The sequence below is a fragment of the Chitinophaga sp. NPDC101104 genome (assembly GCF_050277495.1).
Classification (GTDB): Bacteria; Bacteroidota; Bacteroidia; order Chitinophagales; family Chitinophagaceae; genus Chitinophaga.
Window position 1 is genome coordinate 518,044 of record NZ_JBNNSF010000002.1, and the last position, 16,225, is coordinate 534,268.

The window sequence follows — 16,225 nt, forward strand, 5'->3', positions numbered from 1 at the left end:
ATAAAAAAAGCGGTCCTGGCATAGCCGGGACCGCTTTTTTTTATAAGAAGAACGCCTTACAGCGCTTCGCGTTTTTTGTTTTTGCCGGCCAGCATGTAAAACACATACAAGAGCACGAGCCATGCCGGGATCAGCAGCACCGGGAGCGCCATGCCTGTGAGCAGCATCAGCCCGAGGATGCCCGTCAGGAAGAGGAGGCATATGTAGTTGGATGCCGGGTACAGGAACGACGGGAATTTGGTGATGGCCTGCCCGTTTTTGTACCGCTGCCGGAACTTGAGATGCACCACGCTGATCATGAGCCAGTTGATGATGAGGGCGGAAACCACCAGTGTCATCAACGCTTTCAGGGCATTGCCGGGCATAACGTAGTTGATAATAATACAAACGGCCACGAACGCGGCAGACACTATCGTGGCGAGCACGGGCACGTGGTTTTTGTTCAGTCTGGAAAGGAAGGAAGGCGCATTGCCCTGTTCCGCCAGGCCGTACAGCATGCGGGAATTACTGTATACGCAGCTGTTGTAGACAGACAGCGCCGCCGTGAGCACGATCAGGTTGAGCGCGTTGGCGATGAGGCTGGTGAAATAAATCGTTTTGCCGAACAGATGGAACTCGAACCCTTTCAGGCTTTCGAACACCATGACGAACGGGCTGCTGGTGGTGGTGATATTGCGCCAGGGCGACAGCGAGAACAGGATCACAAGGGCGCCTACATAGAAAATGAGGATCCGGTAGATCACCTGGTTGGTGGCGCGGGGAATGGTTTTTTCCGGTTGATCGGCTTCCGCTGCGGTGATCCCGATCAGTTCGAGGCCGCCGAAGGAGAACATGATGATCGCCATCGCGGCCAGGAGCCCCTGGTAGCCGCCTTGTCCGTCGGATTGAAGGAGCCCTTTCGGGAAAAAGCCGCCGTCGTTCCAGAGGTTCTGCACACTGGCCTGCGGGCCGCCGTTGCCGCTGAAGAGCAGGTATACGCCGAACACGATCATGGCGATGATGGCCGCAACTTTCACGATGGAGAACCAGAACTCGGCTTCGCCGTATACTTTTACGGAACTGAGGTTCAGCGCGTTGATGGTTACGAAGAAAAACAGGCTGGATGCCCACAGGGGGATCTCGGGCCACCAGAACTGCACGTAGTGGCCGATGGCCGTGAGCTCCGACATGCTCACCAGGATGTAAAGCACCCAGTAGTTCCACCCGGAAGCGAACCCGGGGAAGTTTCCCCAATATTTATAGGCGAAGTGGCTGAAGCTCCCGGAAACAGGTTCTTCCACGACCATCTCGCCCAACTGGCGCATGATGAAAAATGCGATGACCCCTGCCAGCGCATACCCCAGGATAACCGAAGGCCCCGCTGATACCGCGGCCGGGCCGATGCCCAGGAAAAGACCCGTGCCGATGGCGCCCCCGAGCGCGATCAGCTGAATGTGGCGGTTTTGAAGCCCCCGCGCCAGCTTGCGGCCGGAGGACTGTTCGTTGTTCTGTTTCAAAGTCTAAAGGTGGATATGATTGTAATATGTATTATTTTTCGGTAAAAAAATTCCCGTACCACAATATTTCTTGCCCGGAAACGGCTCAAATGCCTTTTTTTAGTCTTTTTTCATCCATTCAAACCCATGCAGATCCCGGAACACAATAATGTTGGTGGAACTTTCCCTTTTACGGCTTACGATATGGAAGGTGGATATTACGTGCATGCCGGCATCGAAGGAGATGTGCTTTATCCATATTACGCCGATGTTTTTGAAAAACACGGTTACTCCGGCAACGGCGAATGCTGGGCCGGCCATATCGCGGCGATCCTCCTGCATCTCGATACCGGTTTGCTCCATCGCATCAATTTCGATCCCGAAGCAGGCCTCTTTGCGGCGAAGTTTAATTTCGAAAGCGACCGCAGCCGGTTCCTCCAGCTGCTTTGTCCCATCTTCACCCACATCCCCACACTGGAATCCTGGATCATGAAAGCGGACAGAGACGCGATCGACGATTGAGGAACAGAAAAAAAAAGTATCTTGGCAATCAATTAATCACAAATACGACCACGTTTACCAGGGAGAAATGATAGGAGCGTGAAGGCGTCCCGTGCCTGCTACTGAACCACGTGCCGCGGCGCTCCGGATGTATGATAAACCGTATGAAAATCAAATGTATGAAGCAACATGGCCGGTGACCCGGAATGCATAACCGCTACTGATGAACAGGCTGCAGACAGCCCGTCTGAAGCCTTCCTTTTCAAGCTATATTAAGAAATCGCTGACTGCTGATGAAGCGCGAGCCACCAGTTTCTTCACACGAAGAACCGAATCCCGATACGAACCAACGCGACAGGGCTGCCGAAGTGCAACTGTGGGACCGCGTGCGCGGCGGCGAACAGGAGGCCCTTGTGGTGCTGTATGAACGGCTTTACTTTTCCCTCCTGAATTATGGCATCCGCACCTGCGGCGATCTGGAGCGTACCCGCGATGCCATTAACGATGTGTTCCTGGAACTGTGGGACCGCCGGCTCCAGCTCGCCGATGTTGCCAACGTACGGTCGTACCTCCTCACTTACCTCCGCCGTAAGGTGCTGACCAATATCCGCGAAGATCAAAAGCTGAGCGCCGCCGCTGGCCGGCTTTCCGCTTACACAGACACTTACGAGCTTTCTTACGAGGAATGCATCGTGGCCCTCCAGGCATCCGATGAAGTGAAAGCGAAAATCACGCGCGCCATGGCCGCCCTCACACCACGGCAAAAGGAACTGGTGCAGCTGCGGTTTTTCGAAGGCCTCAGCATGGAAGAAGTGAGCACCCGGGCCGGCATCTCCACCAAAACAGCCTACAATACACTGGCCGCCGCGCTGAAGGCACTGTCGGCCGGCTTGCTGATGGCTTTATTTTGCTGGAAATGGTGGTAACTCCGCCGATCGCCGGTTAGATTCAATCAGTAAAAAGATTTTTAAAAAATAGTTCTCCTTTCTTTGGGAATAATTCCCCGATCCTTACACCATACTATACTAATCTTACAGATGGAGCATCAATTTAACGTTGCCGAAGATTTTCTCCTGGATGACTCTTTCCTGCGCTATTGCATGGGAACGGACGTTGCCGCCATGCAACACTGGGAAGCTTGGCTGGCCGCAAATCCGGAAAAGCAGCCCGTTGTTTCGGAGGCCCGCAGGATTTTCGACATGGTAAACGGCCGGCAGGGGCGCCTGGATGCGGAAGTGGACCGCTTCCGGGGCCTGCTGAGCGATCACGTAGCGATGCAGACCGCCAAAGGCGCCAGGGTACGGCGGATGTATGTTTGGCGCGCCGCTGCGGCATGCGTTGTGCTCATCGCCGTTTCGGTGGCGGGATGGCAACTTTGGAACAAAAGCAGCCGGCCGGCTGCCGATACGCCCGCTGTTGCAGCAAAAGACAATAATGATGTATTGCCCGGCCGCCCCACGGCGCAACTCGTGATGGGAGACGGCACGGCCGTGCTGCTCGATGAACGCAGCGAGCAGGGCCTCCGGGAAAAAGACGGCACCCGCATCGGCAGGTCCAAAGGACAGTTGACTTACGATGCCGCCGCCGGTACGGGAAATGAAACGATCTATAACACGCTCACCACCCCAAGAGGCGGCGAATATAAAATAACCTTGCCCGATGGCTCGCAGGTTTGGATGAATGCGGGCTCTTCGCTCCGGTTCCCGACCCGGTTCGATGGAAATGAAAGGACCGTTTACCTCACGGGAGAAGCCTATTTCGACATCGCCCCAAAATCCGCGCAGCCCTTCTTCGTACAAATGAAAAACGGAACGAAAGTAGCCGTACTGGGGACCGGATTCAATATTATGGCCTATGAAGATGAATCCGCCGTCAACACCACCCTGGTCAACGGAAAAGTGAAAGTGATATCGCCAAACGGGAAAGACGTAGTGCTGGCGCCCGAGCAAACGGCCAGCCTGTCAAGGGAAAGCGGGGAATTGAACATAGCCGCCGCAGATGTCAGTAAAGTAATTGCCTGGAAGGAAGGCATGTTCGAGTTCGACGACGATGATATCTCCACCGTGATGCGCCAGCTGGCGCGTTGGTACGATGTGGAAGTGAAGTTCTCCGGCCCCGTGCCCGACAAACACTATACCGGTTCCATCCGCAGGCAATCCACGTTATCGCAAGCCTTGCGGATCCTAAAAACCGCGGGGATCGGGTTTAAGATCGAAGGGCGGCAGATCATTGTAGACGTGCAGCAGTAGACGATTTCAAGATAAAAAACATATAACAACCAGGATCTTCACGTTATGTGACGCCGGCAAAAAAAGAAACCGGGAACGAGGCAACGTTCCCGGCGGAATTTGTCTGGCTGGCATATGTGCGTGTATTTGACGTAAACAGCTCAATGCTCACCCTAAACTTTTCAAATTTATGCAATTTAGAGATGTTGGCAAACACCTGAAAAATCCGGTGTTTGCGAAAATGCTGACCGTTATGAAACTGACTGTCTATCTGCTATTGGTGCTTGTTATGCAGGTGAGGGCCACGGCCTATTCGCAGAAACTGACCTTTAGCATGCGCAACGCCCCGCTATCCAAAGTATTCAAGGAAATCCGGAAGCAAACCGGCTATACCTTTTTCTACAACACGGAAATGCTGGAGGAAAAAAGCAAGATTTCGCTCTCGGTTTTCCATGAAGACCTGGAAGACGTTTTGAGCAAATGCCTGGAAAACAAAAGCCTCCACTACAGTATTATCGACAAAACGATCATCATCTCCGTGAAGGAAAAGGGGCTGGCAAACGAAACCCCTGCCGCCGTGGTCAACATTTCCATTTTCGGAAGGATCACGGATGCGGTAACGAATGCGCCGCTGGCAGGCGCTTCCGTGAAACTGAAAGGCACCTCGCAGGGCACCAGCACCGATGCCCAGGGGAACTACGCCCTGCAGCTGCCCGAAAACGGCGGCGTGATCGTGGTATCGTACATCGGGTACGAAGTGGCGGAACGGAACGTGTCGCAGGCCGGCGCGCTCGATGTGGCCCTGAAACCGAAAGCCGTTCTTACCGACGAAATGGTGGTGGTAGGATATGGCACGCAGAAAAGGAAAGACATCACCGGCGCAGTAAGTTCGGTACGGGTGAAAGATCTGAGCGCCAACGTGTCGAGGAACGTCAGCTCCGCCATCCAGGGCCGCGTGCCTGGGGTTTCCGTTGAATCGGCCAGCGGCGCTCCCGGCGCAGGGCTCATCATCTCCATCCGCGGTATGAGCACCCTCGGCAACAATGCCCCGCTCTTTATCGTAGACGGCGTATTCGTAGGCAGCATCGACGGGGTGAGCCCCAACGACGTGGAGTCCATCGAAATACTGAAAGACGCCGCCACCGCCAGCATCTACGGATCCAGGGCCGCCAACGGCGTGGTGATCATCACCACCAAAACCGGCCGGAAAGAAGCCCCGCCGAAACTGGAAATAGACAGCTGGATAGGCATGCAGTCGATCCCCAAACGGATGAGCATGCTCGACGGCCAGCAGTGGACCGACCTCTACAGCAAATACGTTCCCGGGATCCCCGCATACAACGGCATCAACACCAACTGGCAGGATGCCATTTTCAGAAGGGCCATGATCACCCGTACCAACCTGAACTTCAGCGGCGGCTCCAAAAATTTCACCTACAACCTCTCCGGCGGATACCTGAAAGAGGAAGGCACCATGATCAACACACAATATTCCGCCGCCAACTTCAGGATCAAGACCGATTACGAAAAAGGACGCATCCGCGTCGGCGAAACCGTGATCATCAACCGCGGTATTAACCGTAAAAATCCCGGCGGCGGAGACCAGACGCACAGCCTCGTAGGCAGCTCGCTCATGATGCCGGCCACCGTGCCCGTGTACGACCCCACCAAAGACCTGGGCGGTTATGGCAGAAGGCCCACCTACATGAAGAACCTCTCCAACCCCGTTGCCCGGCTGGAAACGATCGAAAACGGCGCCAAAGACCTTTCCATCCTCGCCAATGCCTTCGTGGAAGTGAAGCTGATCGAGGGTTTGAAGTATAAATTCAATGTGGGGCTCACCGAAAACCATAGCGCCGGCCGCGTGTACACCGGCATTTACCACGACGGCAACAACGGCAACACCTTGCCCGACCTCAGTGAATCCACTTCCACCAGCAATTCCTGGCTGATAGAAAATACACTGGCTTACAACAAAAAACTGGGCCGCCATCACTTCGACGCGCTGGTGGGATACACGGCGCAGAAAAACATGAGCAACGATTTCAATGCGCAGCGCGACGATCTGCCGCCCGGCACCCTGGTTCTCGGCGCGGGCACCACGTCGTCCCAGAAAAACGGCGGCGGCGCCAGCGTGAGCACCATCGTTTCCCGTTTTGCCCGCCTTATGTATTCCTATGATTCCCGCTACCTGTTTTCGGCTTCCGTGCGCAGAGACGGCTCGTCGCGCTTTGCCAGCGATTACGAGTACGGGGCTTTCCCTTCCTTCTCTTTGGGATGGAATGTACATAACGAAGCATTCTTCGAAGGCATGAAAGACATCGTCAGCTCCCTCAAGATCCGTGGCAGTTGGGGCGTGCTGGGCAACCAGGAGATCGGGAACTATCTCACTCAAAACAGCATCAACCGGAACCTCAACTATGTACAGGGCGGCGTGATCTGGCCGGGCGCCACCTCCAGCGGGTACGCTTCCCCCACCGATCTTTCCTGGGAAGAGACCAAAATCACCAACGTGGGCGCCGACCTCGGTTTCCTCAACAATAAACTCCAGATCATCGTCGACGTTTTCAGCAAGAAAACCGATGGCGTACTGCTCAGCGTTCCCTTCCCGCCGTCTGTCGGCAAAACGGGATCGCCTACGCTCAATGCCGGTGTGATCGATAACAAAGGATATGAAGCCACGATCGAATATGCCGACAGAAGCGGCAAACTGAATTACCGGTTCGGATTGAACTTCTCGCATGTTTCCAACAAGATGAAAGCCATTACCATCGGCTCCGGCCGGCAGGAATTCGGCTCCATCTCCCGCGCTGTGGTGGGGTACCCCATCGGTGGTTTCTGGCTGATCGAGACCGATGGCATTTTCCAGTCGCAGGCAGAAGTGCAGGCCCACGCCAAAGGCGGCAACGCCATCCAGCCCAATGCCCAGCCCGGCGATATCCGGTTCGTGGATTTCAATAACGACGGGATTATCGACAATAAAGACGAACAATACATGGGCAGTCCGTTCCCCAGTATGAACATGGGCCTTTCCGCCAACCTGTCGTGGAAAGGGTTTGATGCGAACCTCTTCCTCGAAGGCGTAACCGGCAACAAGATTTACAACGCCCGGAGGAAATGGATGGAAAAGATGAACGAAGTGACCAATCTTTCCACCGACGTGCTCAACGCCTGGACGCCTGAAAACCACAGCGATTTCCCGCGGTTCATCCTTGCGGACCCCAACAACAACAACCGCAATAACATCAACAGGTGGCTGGAAGACGGATCCTACCTGCGTCTGAAAAGAGTGGAACTGGGCTACAGCCTGCCGGCCAGCCTCCTCGCAAAATACGGTATCGAGAAAGTAAGGGTGTTCGCATCCGGAGAAAATCTGTTCACGGTTACCAGATACAAAGGCTACAACCCCGATATCGGCGGCGGTGCACTGGTGCGCGGTGTCGACGACTCCTCGGACGCTTATCCGCTCGCCCGCACCCTGCTGTTTGGCCTCAATCTCACTTTCTAACCGATCAAACCGATTATCAACATGAAAAGTAAATTTCACTATATAGCTACCGCGATGTTGCTGCTGGCCGGCTCCGGTTGCAACGAAAAGGAATTCCTCCGGCAAAACGATCCCAACAAGGTAACGGACGCCACTTTCTGGAAAAATGAAAGCGACGTGCTGTCGGCCCTGGCAGCCACCTACAGTCCGCTACGGCCGTCGCTGTACGGGTACTGGGGCTCCTTCACGGGCATCCAGGACATCAACTCCCTGGGCGACGATATCTTTACCATTCCCGGCGGTGAAGCCGCCACATGGGGCGTGGCCAGCTTTACCAACGATGAGAACAACAGCGACCTCAACGACGTATACACCAACATCTACAAATGCATCCACCGCGGTAACCTGCTGCTGTCGAAAATCGGAGAAGTGCCTATGGATGAGGCAAAGAAGAAACAGTATATCGCCGAAACCAAATTCCTCCGCGGCCTCGCGTATTTCATTCTCGTGACCAACTGGAAAACCGTTCCGCTGAGAACGGTGCCGGTGGAAACGACCGACGGCTACGCCGCGCCCTGCAGCCCGGAAGCGGATGTCTGGAAACTCGTGGTGAGCGACTTCACGGAAGCCGCCGCAGGCCTGCCGGCCGTGCGTGATGCGAAGGAAAGGGGCCGGGCCACCAGCGGTGCGGCCATTGCCTGGCTCGGTAAATCATACATGTTCCTGGAAGACTATACGAAAGCAGAAACCACCTTCGATCTGCTTACCGCGGCGCCTTACGCGTACGACCTGGTGCCCGATTTCGAAGATAACTTCACCGACAGGAACGAGTACAATCAGGAGTCGGTTTTTGAATGGACTTTCGCACCGCTCGGCGACCAGTACGGCGCCTGGGGGGTGGAAGGCGCGAATTCTCCCATGTACAATTACCTGCCGCAGTTCATCGGGCCTCCCTCGGCGGGCGGCTGGTTCAAATATGTGCCCTCCAACTATGCCGTCCGCGAATTCGTGAAAGAGCCGCGGCCTGCGGGTTCCGATACGAAATTCGACAAGCGGATGTATGCCACGCTCATGTGGAAACGCTCGGTGCTCGGCGAAACGGATACTACTTTTTACGATAACCAGCCTTTCGAGCGGATGTGGACTTCCGCCATTTCCACCATCGTGCGGCTGCACCCCGGGACCAAGCTCGATACCGTTACCTATGGCCGGTTCCTGATCAAAAAAGGGACGAACGCCTGGAGGAACGTGAAGGATGCGGATAACTATTGGGGCGCAACGCCATCTACGGCCAACTACCGCGTATTCCGTTTTGCCGAAGTGCTGTTGCTGCGCGCTGAAGCGGCTGCGCAGAACGGCAAATTCGGCAAAGCGCTCGAAGACGTGAACCGCATCCGCAGAAGAGCCGGGCTGAAAGACAAAACACTGGCCGATCTGCCGGGTAAAGCGGGCATGCTGGGAGAAATCGATCACCAGAAATTGCTGGAGCTGTTTTTCGAACAAAACCGGGTGTACGATCTGAGAAGGTGGCACAAGACCGCCGCGGAACTTTCGCTCATATTGAAAAACCGGGAAAAGCAGGGCGCGAACGAGTTTGCCGCGAAGCACTTTGTGTTCCCCATTCCGTCTAGCGAACTGAAATCTAACCCCAAGGCTGAACAAAACAGTCTTTGGCGATAATATCTGAACCCTGCCAGGCCAAATCGGGCAGGTTGCGGTAACTCGCAGCCTGCCGGTTGGCTTCGGTCGTTAAAAATGCATGTATGAAATTTTATCCCTGCCTGATCGGGCTGTTGTTTTGCCTGGCCTGCCAGCAAAGGAAGAAAGTGGATGTTCCTTCCTGGGCGCAGGACGGTTTTTTACTGGATACTGCGCAAATGCAGGGGGCGCCGGAGATTTTCAGGTCGGGGTATGTATTGCTGAGCCAGCGCGACGAGCCCGGGGCATTGTATCTGCTCGATGCGAAAGGTAAAGTGGTATGGTTTCATGGGGTGAAGGGGACGGGTTTCAAGACGGCGCACTTCACGGAAAACAAAACTTTTCTCTGCATCCTGGGCAGCAAGGAATATGCGACCAGTTACGGGGACCAGGTGCTGGAGGTTTCGCTGCGGGGTGATACGTTGCTTCATTTGCAGAAAGGCCAGGGCGATTTTACATCCAACGCGCATCATGAAGTATTGCTGGCGCCGGGGGATAACATCGTTTTGCTCAATACGGTGGAAAGAACGTTCGATCTGCGCGCGAAAGGCGGCGGTGTGGCCGATACCGTGAAAAGCGACGGCATCCTGGTGCTCGACCGGAAGGGCCGGAAGGTCTGGGAATGGACGGTTTTTGATGCCTTGGACCCTTTGGGCGACACAGGTATCGTCGGCACCCGCAACGACTGGATGCACGCCAACAGCCTGAGCTTCGACAGGGATGGCAATTACCTTATTTCGTTTTACAACAACGGCCAGATCTGGAAACTGGATGCGAAAACAGGCGCGGTGATCTGGAAGTTCGGCCGTGGTGGCGATTTTCCGATCCCTGATTCCGCAGCTTTCGACATGGGGCATGCGGTGCATAGAAATGAGCAGGGAGAGCTTATGTTATTCGACAATGGTGTATCCAGCACGCGGTCGCAAACCCTGGCATTCCGGATCGATGAGTCCGCCCGCACGGCAACGACCGTCATCCGCGCACCTTTGCCGGCATACCTGTTTAACGACCGGATGGGAAGCGCCTACTTGGTGGGGCGCGATCATATCCTGCAATGCAGTTCAAAAAAGAACACGGTGATGTTGACGGATAAACTGGGAACGCCGCGCTGGCACCTTCGCTGCGCATTTATTCCGTATCGCGCAGAATTCATTCCCCGATCGGCTTTGCCTGATTTTACAGCCGATTGATTTTATAACTGAATTAATAATTGTACGCATGAAAATATCTTCCAGCCGGATAGTTTGGAGTGGCTTTCTCACGGCGATTTCCGCGATCGCCGTTTATTCCTGTCAAACGAACGCAAAAAGTGAAAGTACTTCGGCGGAAGTGAAACCACCGGCCGCCGTTTTACTGCAGGCCGACAGCGCCGCGATTCCCGACGGCAAATATGGCGAAGCCGTGAAATATGGACAGGCGTTGATGTACAGAACGGCCTATTACATCGGTCCCGAAGGCATTAACGGCCGCTACCTCGGCAACCGGATGAACTGTACCAATTGCCACCAGAACGGGGGCACCAAGCCTTATTCCTTCAACCTTATGCTGTCGCACGAGCAATACCCGCAATACCGCGCCAGGGAAGGGAAAGTGCTCACGCTGGCAGAACGCGTCAATAACTGTATCAACCGGCCGCACAATGGTAAATCGCTCCCGCTCGACAGTAAGGAAATGGTGGCGTTCCTGGCATATTTCAGGTGGATCAACAGTTTTGTGCCGAAAGGCCAGCCACACAAAGGCGGGAAAAACCTGGATGTGGTACTGCCCGATGTGGCGGCGAGCCCGGCCAGGGGAGCGCTGTTGTATGTGCAGCATTGCGAGCGTTGCCATGGTAAAAACGGAGAGGGCATCATGACGGCGGATAAGGGCACCTTCGTTTATCCGCCGCTCTGGGGGCCGTCTGGCTACCAGCCCGGCTCCAGTATGCACCGGATCATCAAGCAGGCGCAATGGCTGAAGGCTAATATGCCGTTTGATAAGGCTACCTGGGAGAAGCCGTTTCTCTCAGATGAGGATGCGCTGGATATCGCGGCATTCGTGAACGACGACAGCCGGCATCCGCGGCCGAATCCGAAAACGTTCGATTATCCGCATATCGACGAAAAAGCGCTCGACTACGACAAAGGCCCGTTTGCAGACACTTTTTCTGTAAGCACGCATAAATACGGGCCCTATAAACCGATGATCAGCTACTGGAAAAGTAAGGGGCAGAAAGTTACTTATTGATCCCGTTGCAAAACGCCGCAGGTCAAGAAGATCAAGGGAAGTAATAAAAGGGGACGGTCAGGTGGCTGTTCCCTTTTTTCTTTTCGTAAAAAAAAATATGTAGGGAAATCCCGACATATTCTTACATTTGTAGGGAAATGCCTACATAATGGAAAGAAGAAGAGACGTATTCCAGGCGATAGCCGACCCCACGCGCCGGGGTATCATCCAGCTGCTGGCGGAACAGCCGCTGACGATGAACGCCATCGCGGATTACTTCGATACCAGCAGGCCCACCGTTTCGGAGCATGTAAAGCTGCTGGTGGAGTGCGGGTTGGTCGTGATCCGGAAAGAAGGGCGGGAGCGCCACTGCGAGGCGCGCCTGGAGGCATTGTCGGAGGTACAGGCCTGGGTGGCGCAATACGCAAAAGCCTGGAACAAAACCCTCGACTCCATGGAATCCTATCTGCTTAACATCGCACCAGAACTAAAAAAACCGAAAAATGCAAAGCACATCCAACGCGGCAAGCCCCGCAGCAAATGACGTATTCATCTCACGGACGGTCAACTTCCCGAGAGAACTGGTGTTCCGCATCTGGACAGACCCCGAACATCTCCCGAAATGGTTCGCGCCCAATGATTGCACGATCCATTTCGAAAAGCTCGACATCCGCCCCGGCGGCAAATTCCACTCCTGCATCCGCACGCCCGATGGAAAGGAGTGCTGGTGCGTAGGCGAATACCTGGAGATCACGTCGCCGGAAAAGATCGTGTATAACATCGCCATCGCCGACGAGAACGGCATCCGCCGCACCTCCGCCCAGGCCGGCATGGACCCCGAGTGGCCGGACGAAACACTGGTGACCGTATCCTTCCACGCCCTGGCGGCCAATAAAACGGAGATCACCATCCACCAGGCCGCGCCGGAAAACATCGCCCGCAGGACCGGTGCCTACCCCAGCTGGCTGCAAATGCTCGATCGCATGGAAGCCGCACTGGGCGCTTGATGCAATAACATAAATTTTACCCATTCGTACATGCGATAACGTAATTCCGCAATCCCTCGGTTGTGGAAAACGGATGTCCCGTACACAAAAACAGCCATCATGAAATACCTGTTTTATTTGACCTTATTACTGAATATCCCGTTGTCCGTTGCCGCTAAAGATTCATCGGCCGTGAAAACCGGCTATGCCGACGTGAACGGGTTGCGCATGTATTATGAAATCCACGGCCCCGATAAAGGCGTGCCTTTATTATTGCTGCATGGCGGCGGATCTACGATCGGGACCACTTTCGGCAGGGTTTTGCCGGCACTGTCTGCCGGCCGGCGTGTGATCGCGATCGAGCTGCAGGGCCATGGCCATACCGCCGACCGGAAAACGCCTTTCAGTTTCGAGCAGGATGCAGACGATGCTGCGGCTTTGCTGAGCCGGCTCAATGTGCAACAGGCCGATGTCATGGGTTTCAGCAACGGCGGCAATTCGGCCATGATGCTGGCCATGCGCCATCCCGGGAAAGTGCGCAGACTGGTGGTGGCTTCCGTTTTTTACCGAAAGGAAGGCTGGGTGCCGAGGCTGGAAGCGATGTTCCGGAAAGCCGACGCCGCGGGGATGCCACCGGTGCTGCGGAACGCTTATACTACCGCATCGCCGCAACCGGACCCGGATACCTTCGTCGCGAAACTGATGGGGCGTTTGCTGAGCTTCAAAGACTGGCAGCCCGAAATGCTCCGGGCCATCAAGCAGCCGGTGCTGGTGCTGGCAGGCAATCACGATGTGGCTACCATGGCGCATACCGTGGAGATGTACCAGTTGTTCCCGAACGGCCAGCTCGCCATTTTCCCCGGCGCGCACGGCACCTACCTGGGCGAGGCCGCATCACTCGATCCAGCCAGCAACGCGCCGGCCCGTACTGCGGCCCTGGTCATCGAGTTCCTTGATGCTGTTGCTGCGAAATGACGGAAGGGCCCACGCTTTCTGCCAAAAAAATTTGTAAATTGTTGAATATGAAAATGCTATTCAGCAGTTACTTCCGTTGTTTCCTCATTTGCGCGCTCTGTTGCGTGGCGTCTTCCAACGTTCGCGGGCAGCATCCCGAACCGGTGACGCTGCATGTGAAAGACTCCGCGGCGCAAACGTTGCGCAGGCTGCTCGAAGCGGCGCCCGCCGAATATGCGGCCAAATACCGGCAGCACGATTCCGCCAATATGCAGGACGCCCTGCTCGACGAGCTGCTGCGCACCATCCGTCATACCCGCGATTTTCTTAAAGCCAGTCTCGATACCAACGCCATCAAAAGGGAATTGTCCGCCATCCGCCAGCGTTTCGAGATCGCCAGCGACGGCGTTTTCAAAAATACCGGCACTTTGCAGACGGAAAGGAACCTGACCACTTCCTATAAGCTGATCCGCGAGCTGCTGGAGCGCGCCAACGCGCGGAAAGCGCAGGTAGATGCCTACCGGAAGAAGCTCGTGGGTTTCCGCCATAATTTCGATTCCATCGCCAGCAAGCCGCAGCTGTACACGATTCCGGCGGATTCGGCGGAGTTCCTCCCTGTGGTCCGCAAGTTGTACGTGGCGGCGAGGGAAGTTTCGCCGATAGACAGTATCCTGGCCGGTTCGCTGCACAATGTGCAGCACATCAAGGACCAGTTGGATTTAACCGTGTATGAGCTGCAATCCGGGCTGGAACAGATCGAGCGGTATGAAAGGGATTTGTCGGAGCAAACGTTCCGGCAGGAAGTGAGCGGACTGAATATTCCGCCGCTGCACGCAAGGCCCATGAACGAAATCCTGCACCAGGCGTTCGAAAAGAACCGGCTGATCCTCTGGTTTTACGTCCGCAACAATCCCGGAAAGCTCGCCATCCTGGCCGTTCTTGCCTTGTTCTGTACCATATTTTTGCGGACGCTCCGCCGGAAGGTGGCCGCCAACGGGCTGCTGCGGAACGATTTCGACGGGCAGCTCGTGTTGCGCTACCCTGCGCTGTCGGCCGTTTTGATCGTGGTCTGCGTCTTCCAGTTCATTTTCCCCGATCCGCCGTGGGTGTTCATCTGCCTGTTGTGGGTGATCGCTTCCACCTGTTTGACGATCATTTTCCGGCGTTTCATCACGGCTTACTGGATGCGGTTTTGGTGGATGATCTGGCTGCTGTTCCTGCTGGCCTGCGCCGATAATTTCGTGTTGCAGGCATCGCGGCCGGAACGTTGGTGTATGATCGTATTGGCGGCCGGCGGGATTTTGGTGGGAAGCTGGTACCTGGCCCGCGGGCGCCGCGAAGAGCTCCGCGAACAATGGATCGTTTATTTCATTTGGTTCGTGGTGATCGTGGAGGCATTATCCATCATCGCCAACCTGGCCGGGCGTTTCAACCTCTCGAAAGGCTTGATGGTGAGCGGATTCATCAGCGTAGTGATCGCCATTATGTTTTTGTGGACGGTACGCCTCATCAACGAGGCGCTCACGCTGGCGTCAGACATCTACCAGACGCCGGAACGCCAGCTGTTCTTCGTGAACTTCGCCGCGGTAGGGCGGAAGGCCCCGCGGTTCTTTTACGTATTCCTCGTCATCGGCTGGTTCTATCTTTTCGCCAGAACGTTTTACGTGTTCAATCTCGTCACCCAGCCGCTGGAAAATTTCCTGTTCGACCAGCGTACCGTTGGCGCATATACGTTTTCTTTTTTCAGTGTGCTGGCCTTTTTTGCCATCCTTGTGCTCGCGTCCATCATTTCCAAGATCGTTTCATTTTTCGCGTCAGACAAAGCCGGGCATCCTGCTGATACGGGGAGTCCGGCCGGTTTGGGTAGCTGGCTGCTCGTGGTCCGCATCTTCATTTTCGTGCTGGGCCTGTTGCTGGCATTCGCCGTGGCGGGTATTCCCATAGACAGGGCCACATTCGTACTGGGCGCGCTGGGCGTCGGCATCGGTTTCGGGTTACAGTCGCTCGTCAACAACCTCGTGAGCGGTGTGATCCTGGCGTTCGAGAAACCCCTCAACGTGGGCGACTTTGTGGAAGTCAAAGGGAAATCCGGCACGGTAAAATCCATCGGCTTCCGCAGCAGCCTTCTCCAGACGCTGGAAGGTTCCCATCTCGTGATCCCCAACGGTGAGCTGCTCAACGATCAGCTGGTCAACTGGAATATCCAGAAACTCATGCGCCGCAACGCCCTCATGGTAGGCGTGGCCTACGATTCGGACCTGCAGCTGGTAGAATCCATCCTGAAAAAGGCAATGAAATCCAACAATAACATCCTGGCTTTCCCCGAGCCAGTAGTCTGGGCGTCTGAGTTCGGGGACAGCGCCATCGGGATGCAGCTGTATTTCTGGACGGGGAACCTGCGCGCCGGGATGGTAGCCAAAAGCGAGCTGATCTTTGCCATCCATAAAGCCTTCCGCGAACACGGGATCGTTATCCCGTTCCCTCAGCGCGATCTGCACATCAGGCGGGAGCCGGACGAAGAAAAGGAAAAGGAAGACGGTGGTGATGCATCGGATTGATTTATAACTGTTTGTGTGATATTGGCGCTATCCGTCACATTCTGCTGAAATTTTATTTCGGGCTACTTATATTGTAGAAACCAAATTCAACCACGTTGTGGAGACGTTTCGCGTTCCACCATACAGTTTTTAT

12 protein-coding genes are annotated in these 16,225 nt (G+C 55.2%); 11 read left to right on the forward strand and 1 reads right to left on the reverse strand.

The window, feature by feature from the left end; translation table 11 throughout:
* Positions 1–56 precede the first annotated feature (56 nt).
* Complete coding sequence (locus tag ACQKLP_RS20760; protein WP_427324840.1) at positions 57–1,496, reverse strand: amino acid permease; 1,440 nt, start codon at positions 1,494–1,496, stop codon at positions 57–59.
* Positions 1,497–1,622: 126 nt separating this feature from the next.
* Here ACQKLP_RS20760 and ACQKLP_RS20765 point away from each other — a divergent pair, with 126 nt between their 5' ends.
* The 11 genes from ACQKLP_RS20765 (at position 1,623) to ACQKLP_RS20815 (ending at position 16,092) form a co-directional block, all read left to right on the forward strand.
* Positions 1,623–1,997 (forward strand): Imm51 family immunity protein, encoded by a 375-nt coding sequence (locus ACQKLP_RS20765; RefSeq protein ID WP_427324842.1) that lies wholly within the window; start codon positions 1,623–1,625, stop codon positions 1,995–1,997.
* A 272-nt stretch (positions 1,998–2,269) separates the two neighbouring features.
* Entirely contained in the window at positions 2,270–2,902 is a 633-nt protein-coding gene (locus tag ACQKLP_RS20770) for an RNA polymerase sigma factor (protein ID WP_427324843.1), read from the forward strand.
* Between the two features lie 111 nt (positions 2,903–3,013).
* Positions 3,014–4,225 (forward strand): FecR family protein, encoded by a 1,212-nt coding sequence (locus tag ACQKLP_RS20775; protein WP_427324845.1) that lies wholly within the window; start codon positions 3,014–3,016, stop codon positions 4,223–4,225.
* Positions 4,226–4,457: 232 nt separating this feature from the next.
* Positions 4,458–7,712, forward strand: coding sequence for a TonB-dependent receptor (locus ACQKLP_RS20780; RefSeq protein WP_427324847.1), 3,255 nt, complete (start codon positions 4,458–4,460; stop codon positions 7,710–7,712).
* 21 nt (positions 7,713–7,733) lie between these two features.
* Entirely contained in the window at positions 7,734–9,371 is a 1,638-nt protein-coding gene (locus tag ACQKLP_RS20785) for a RagB/SusD family nutrient uptake outer membrane protein (RefSeq protein ID WP_427324849.1), read from the forward strand.
* Positions 9,372–9,454: 83 nt separating this feature from the next.
* The gene (locus tag ACQKLP_RS20790) at positions 9,455–10,579 is read left to right on the forward strand and encodes an aryl-sulfate sulfotransferase (protein ID WP_427324851.1); all 1,125 of its coding nucleotides are present in this window, start codon (positions 9,455–9,457) and stop codon (positions 10,577–10,579) included.
* A 28-nt stretch (positions 10,580–10,607) separates the two neighbouring features.
* Positions 10,608–11,615, forward strand: a complete 1,008-nt coding sequence (locus ACQKLP_RS20795) for a c-type cytochrome (protein ID WP_427324853.1) — start codon at positions 10,608–10,610, stop codon at positions 11,613–11,615.
* Between the two features lie 148 nt (positions 11,616–11,763).
* The gene (locus ACQKLP_RS20800; protein ID WP_427324855.1) at positions 11,764–12,138 is read left to right on the forward strand and encodes an ArsR/SmtB family transcription factor; all 375 of its coding nucleotides are present in this window, start codon (positions 11,764–11,766) and stop codon (positions 12,136–12,138) included.
* Positions 12,098–12,601 (forward strand): SRPBCC family protein, encoded by a 504-nt coding sequence (locus ACQKLP_RS20805; protein ID WP_427324857.1) that lies wholly within the window; start codon positions 12,098–12,100, stop codon positions 12,599–12,601. The genes ACQKLP_RS20800 and ACQKLP_RS20805 overlap by 41 nt, the downstream gene beginning before the upstream one ends.
* 99 nt (positions 12,602–12,700) lie before the next feature.
* On the forward strand, positions 12,701–13,555 hold the full coding sequence (locus ACQKLP_RS20810) for an alpha/beta fold hydrolase (protein WP_427324859.1): 855 nt from the start codon (positions 12,701–12,703) through the stop codon (positions 13,553–13,555).
* Positions 13,556–13,602: 47 nt separating this feature from the next.
* Positions 13,603–16,092 (forward strand): mechanosensitive ion channel family protein, encoded by a 2,490-nt coding sequence (locus tag ACQKLP_RS20815; protein ID WP_427324861.1) that lies wholly within the window; start codon positions 13,603–13,605, stop codon positions 16,090–16,092.
* The last annotated feature ends 133 nt before the right edge of the window (positions 16,093–16,225 follow it).

Excerpts from the sequence above, each read along its gene's own strand:
- ACQKLP_RS20795 (WP_427324853.1), top strand. The coding sequence starts at position 10,608 with ATGAAAATATCTTCCAGCCGGATAGTTTGGAGTGGCTTTCTCACGGCG.
- ACQKLP_RS20770 (WP_427324843.1), top strand. The coding sequence starts at position 2,270 with ATGAAGCGCGAGCCACCAGTTTCTTCACACGAAGAACCGAATCCCGAT.
- ACQKLP_RS20815 (WP_427324861.1), top strand. The coding sequence starts at position 13,603 with ATGAAAATGCTATTCAGCAGTTACTTCCGTTGTTTCCTCATTTGCGCG.
- ACQKLP_RS20780 (WP_427324847.1), top strand. The coding sequence starts at position 4,458 with ATGAAACTGACTGTCTATCTGCTATTGGTGCTTGTTATGCAGGTGAGG.
- ACQKLP_RS20790 (WP_427324851.1), top strand. The coding sequence starts at position 9,455 with ATGAAATTTTATCCCTGCCTGATCGGGCTGTTGTTTTGCCTGGCCTGC.
- ACQKLP_RS20800 (WP_427324855.1), top strand. The coding sequence starts at position 11,764 with ATGGAAAGAAGAAGAGACGTATTCCAGGCGATAGCCGACCCCACGCGC.
- ACQKLP_RS20805 (WP_427324857.1), top strand. The coding sequence starts at position 12,098 with ATGCAAAGCACATCCAACGCGGCAAGCCCCGCAGCAAATGACGTATTC.
- ACQKLP_RS20810 (WP_427324859.1), top strand. The coding sequence starts at position 12,701 with ATGAAATACCTGTTTTATTTGACCTTATTACTGAATATCCCGTTGTCC.
- ACQKLP_RS20785 (WP_427324849.1), top strand. The coding sequence starts at position 7,734 with ATGAAAAGTAAATTTCACTATATAGCTACCGCGATGTTGCTGCTGGCC.
- ACQKLP_RS20775 (WP_427324845.1), top strand. The coding sequence starts at position 3,014 with ATGGAGCATCAATTTAACGTTGCCGAAGATTTTCTCCTGGATGACTCT.
- ACQKLP_RS20765 (WP_427324842.1), top strand. The coding sequence starts at position 1,623 with ATGCAGATCCCGGAACACAATAATGTTGGTGGAACTTTCCCTTTTACG.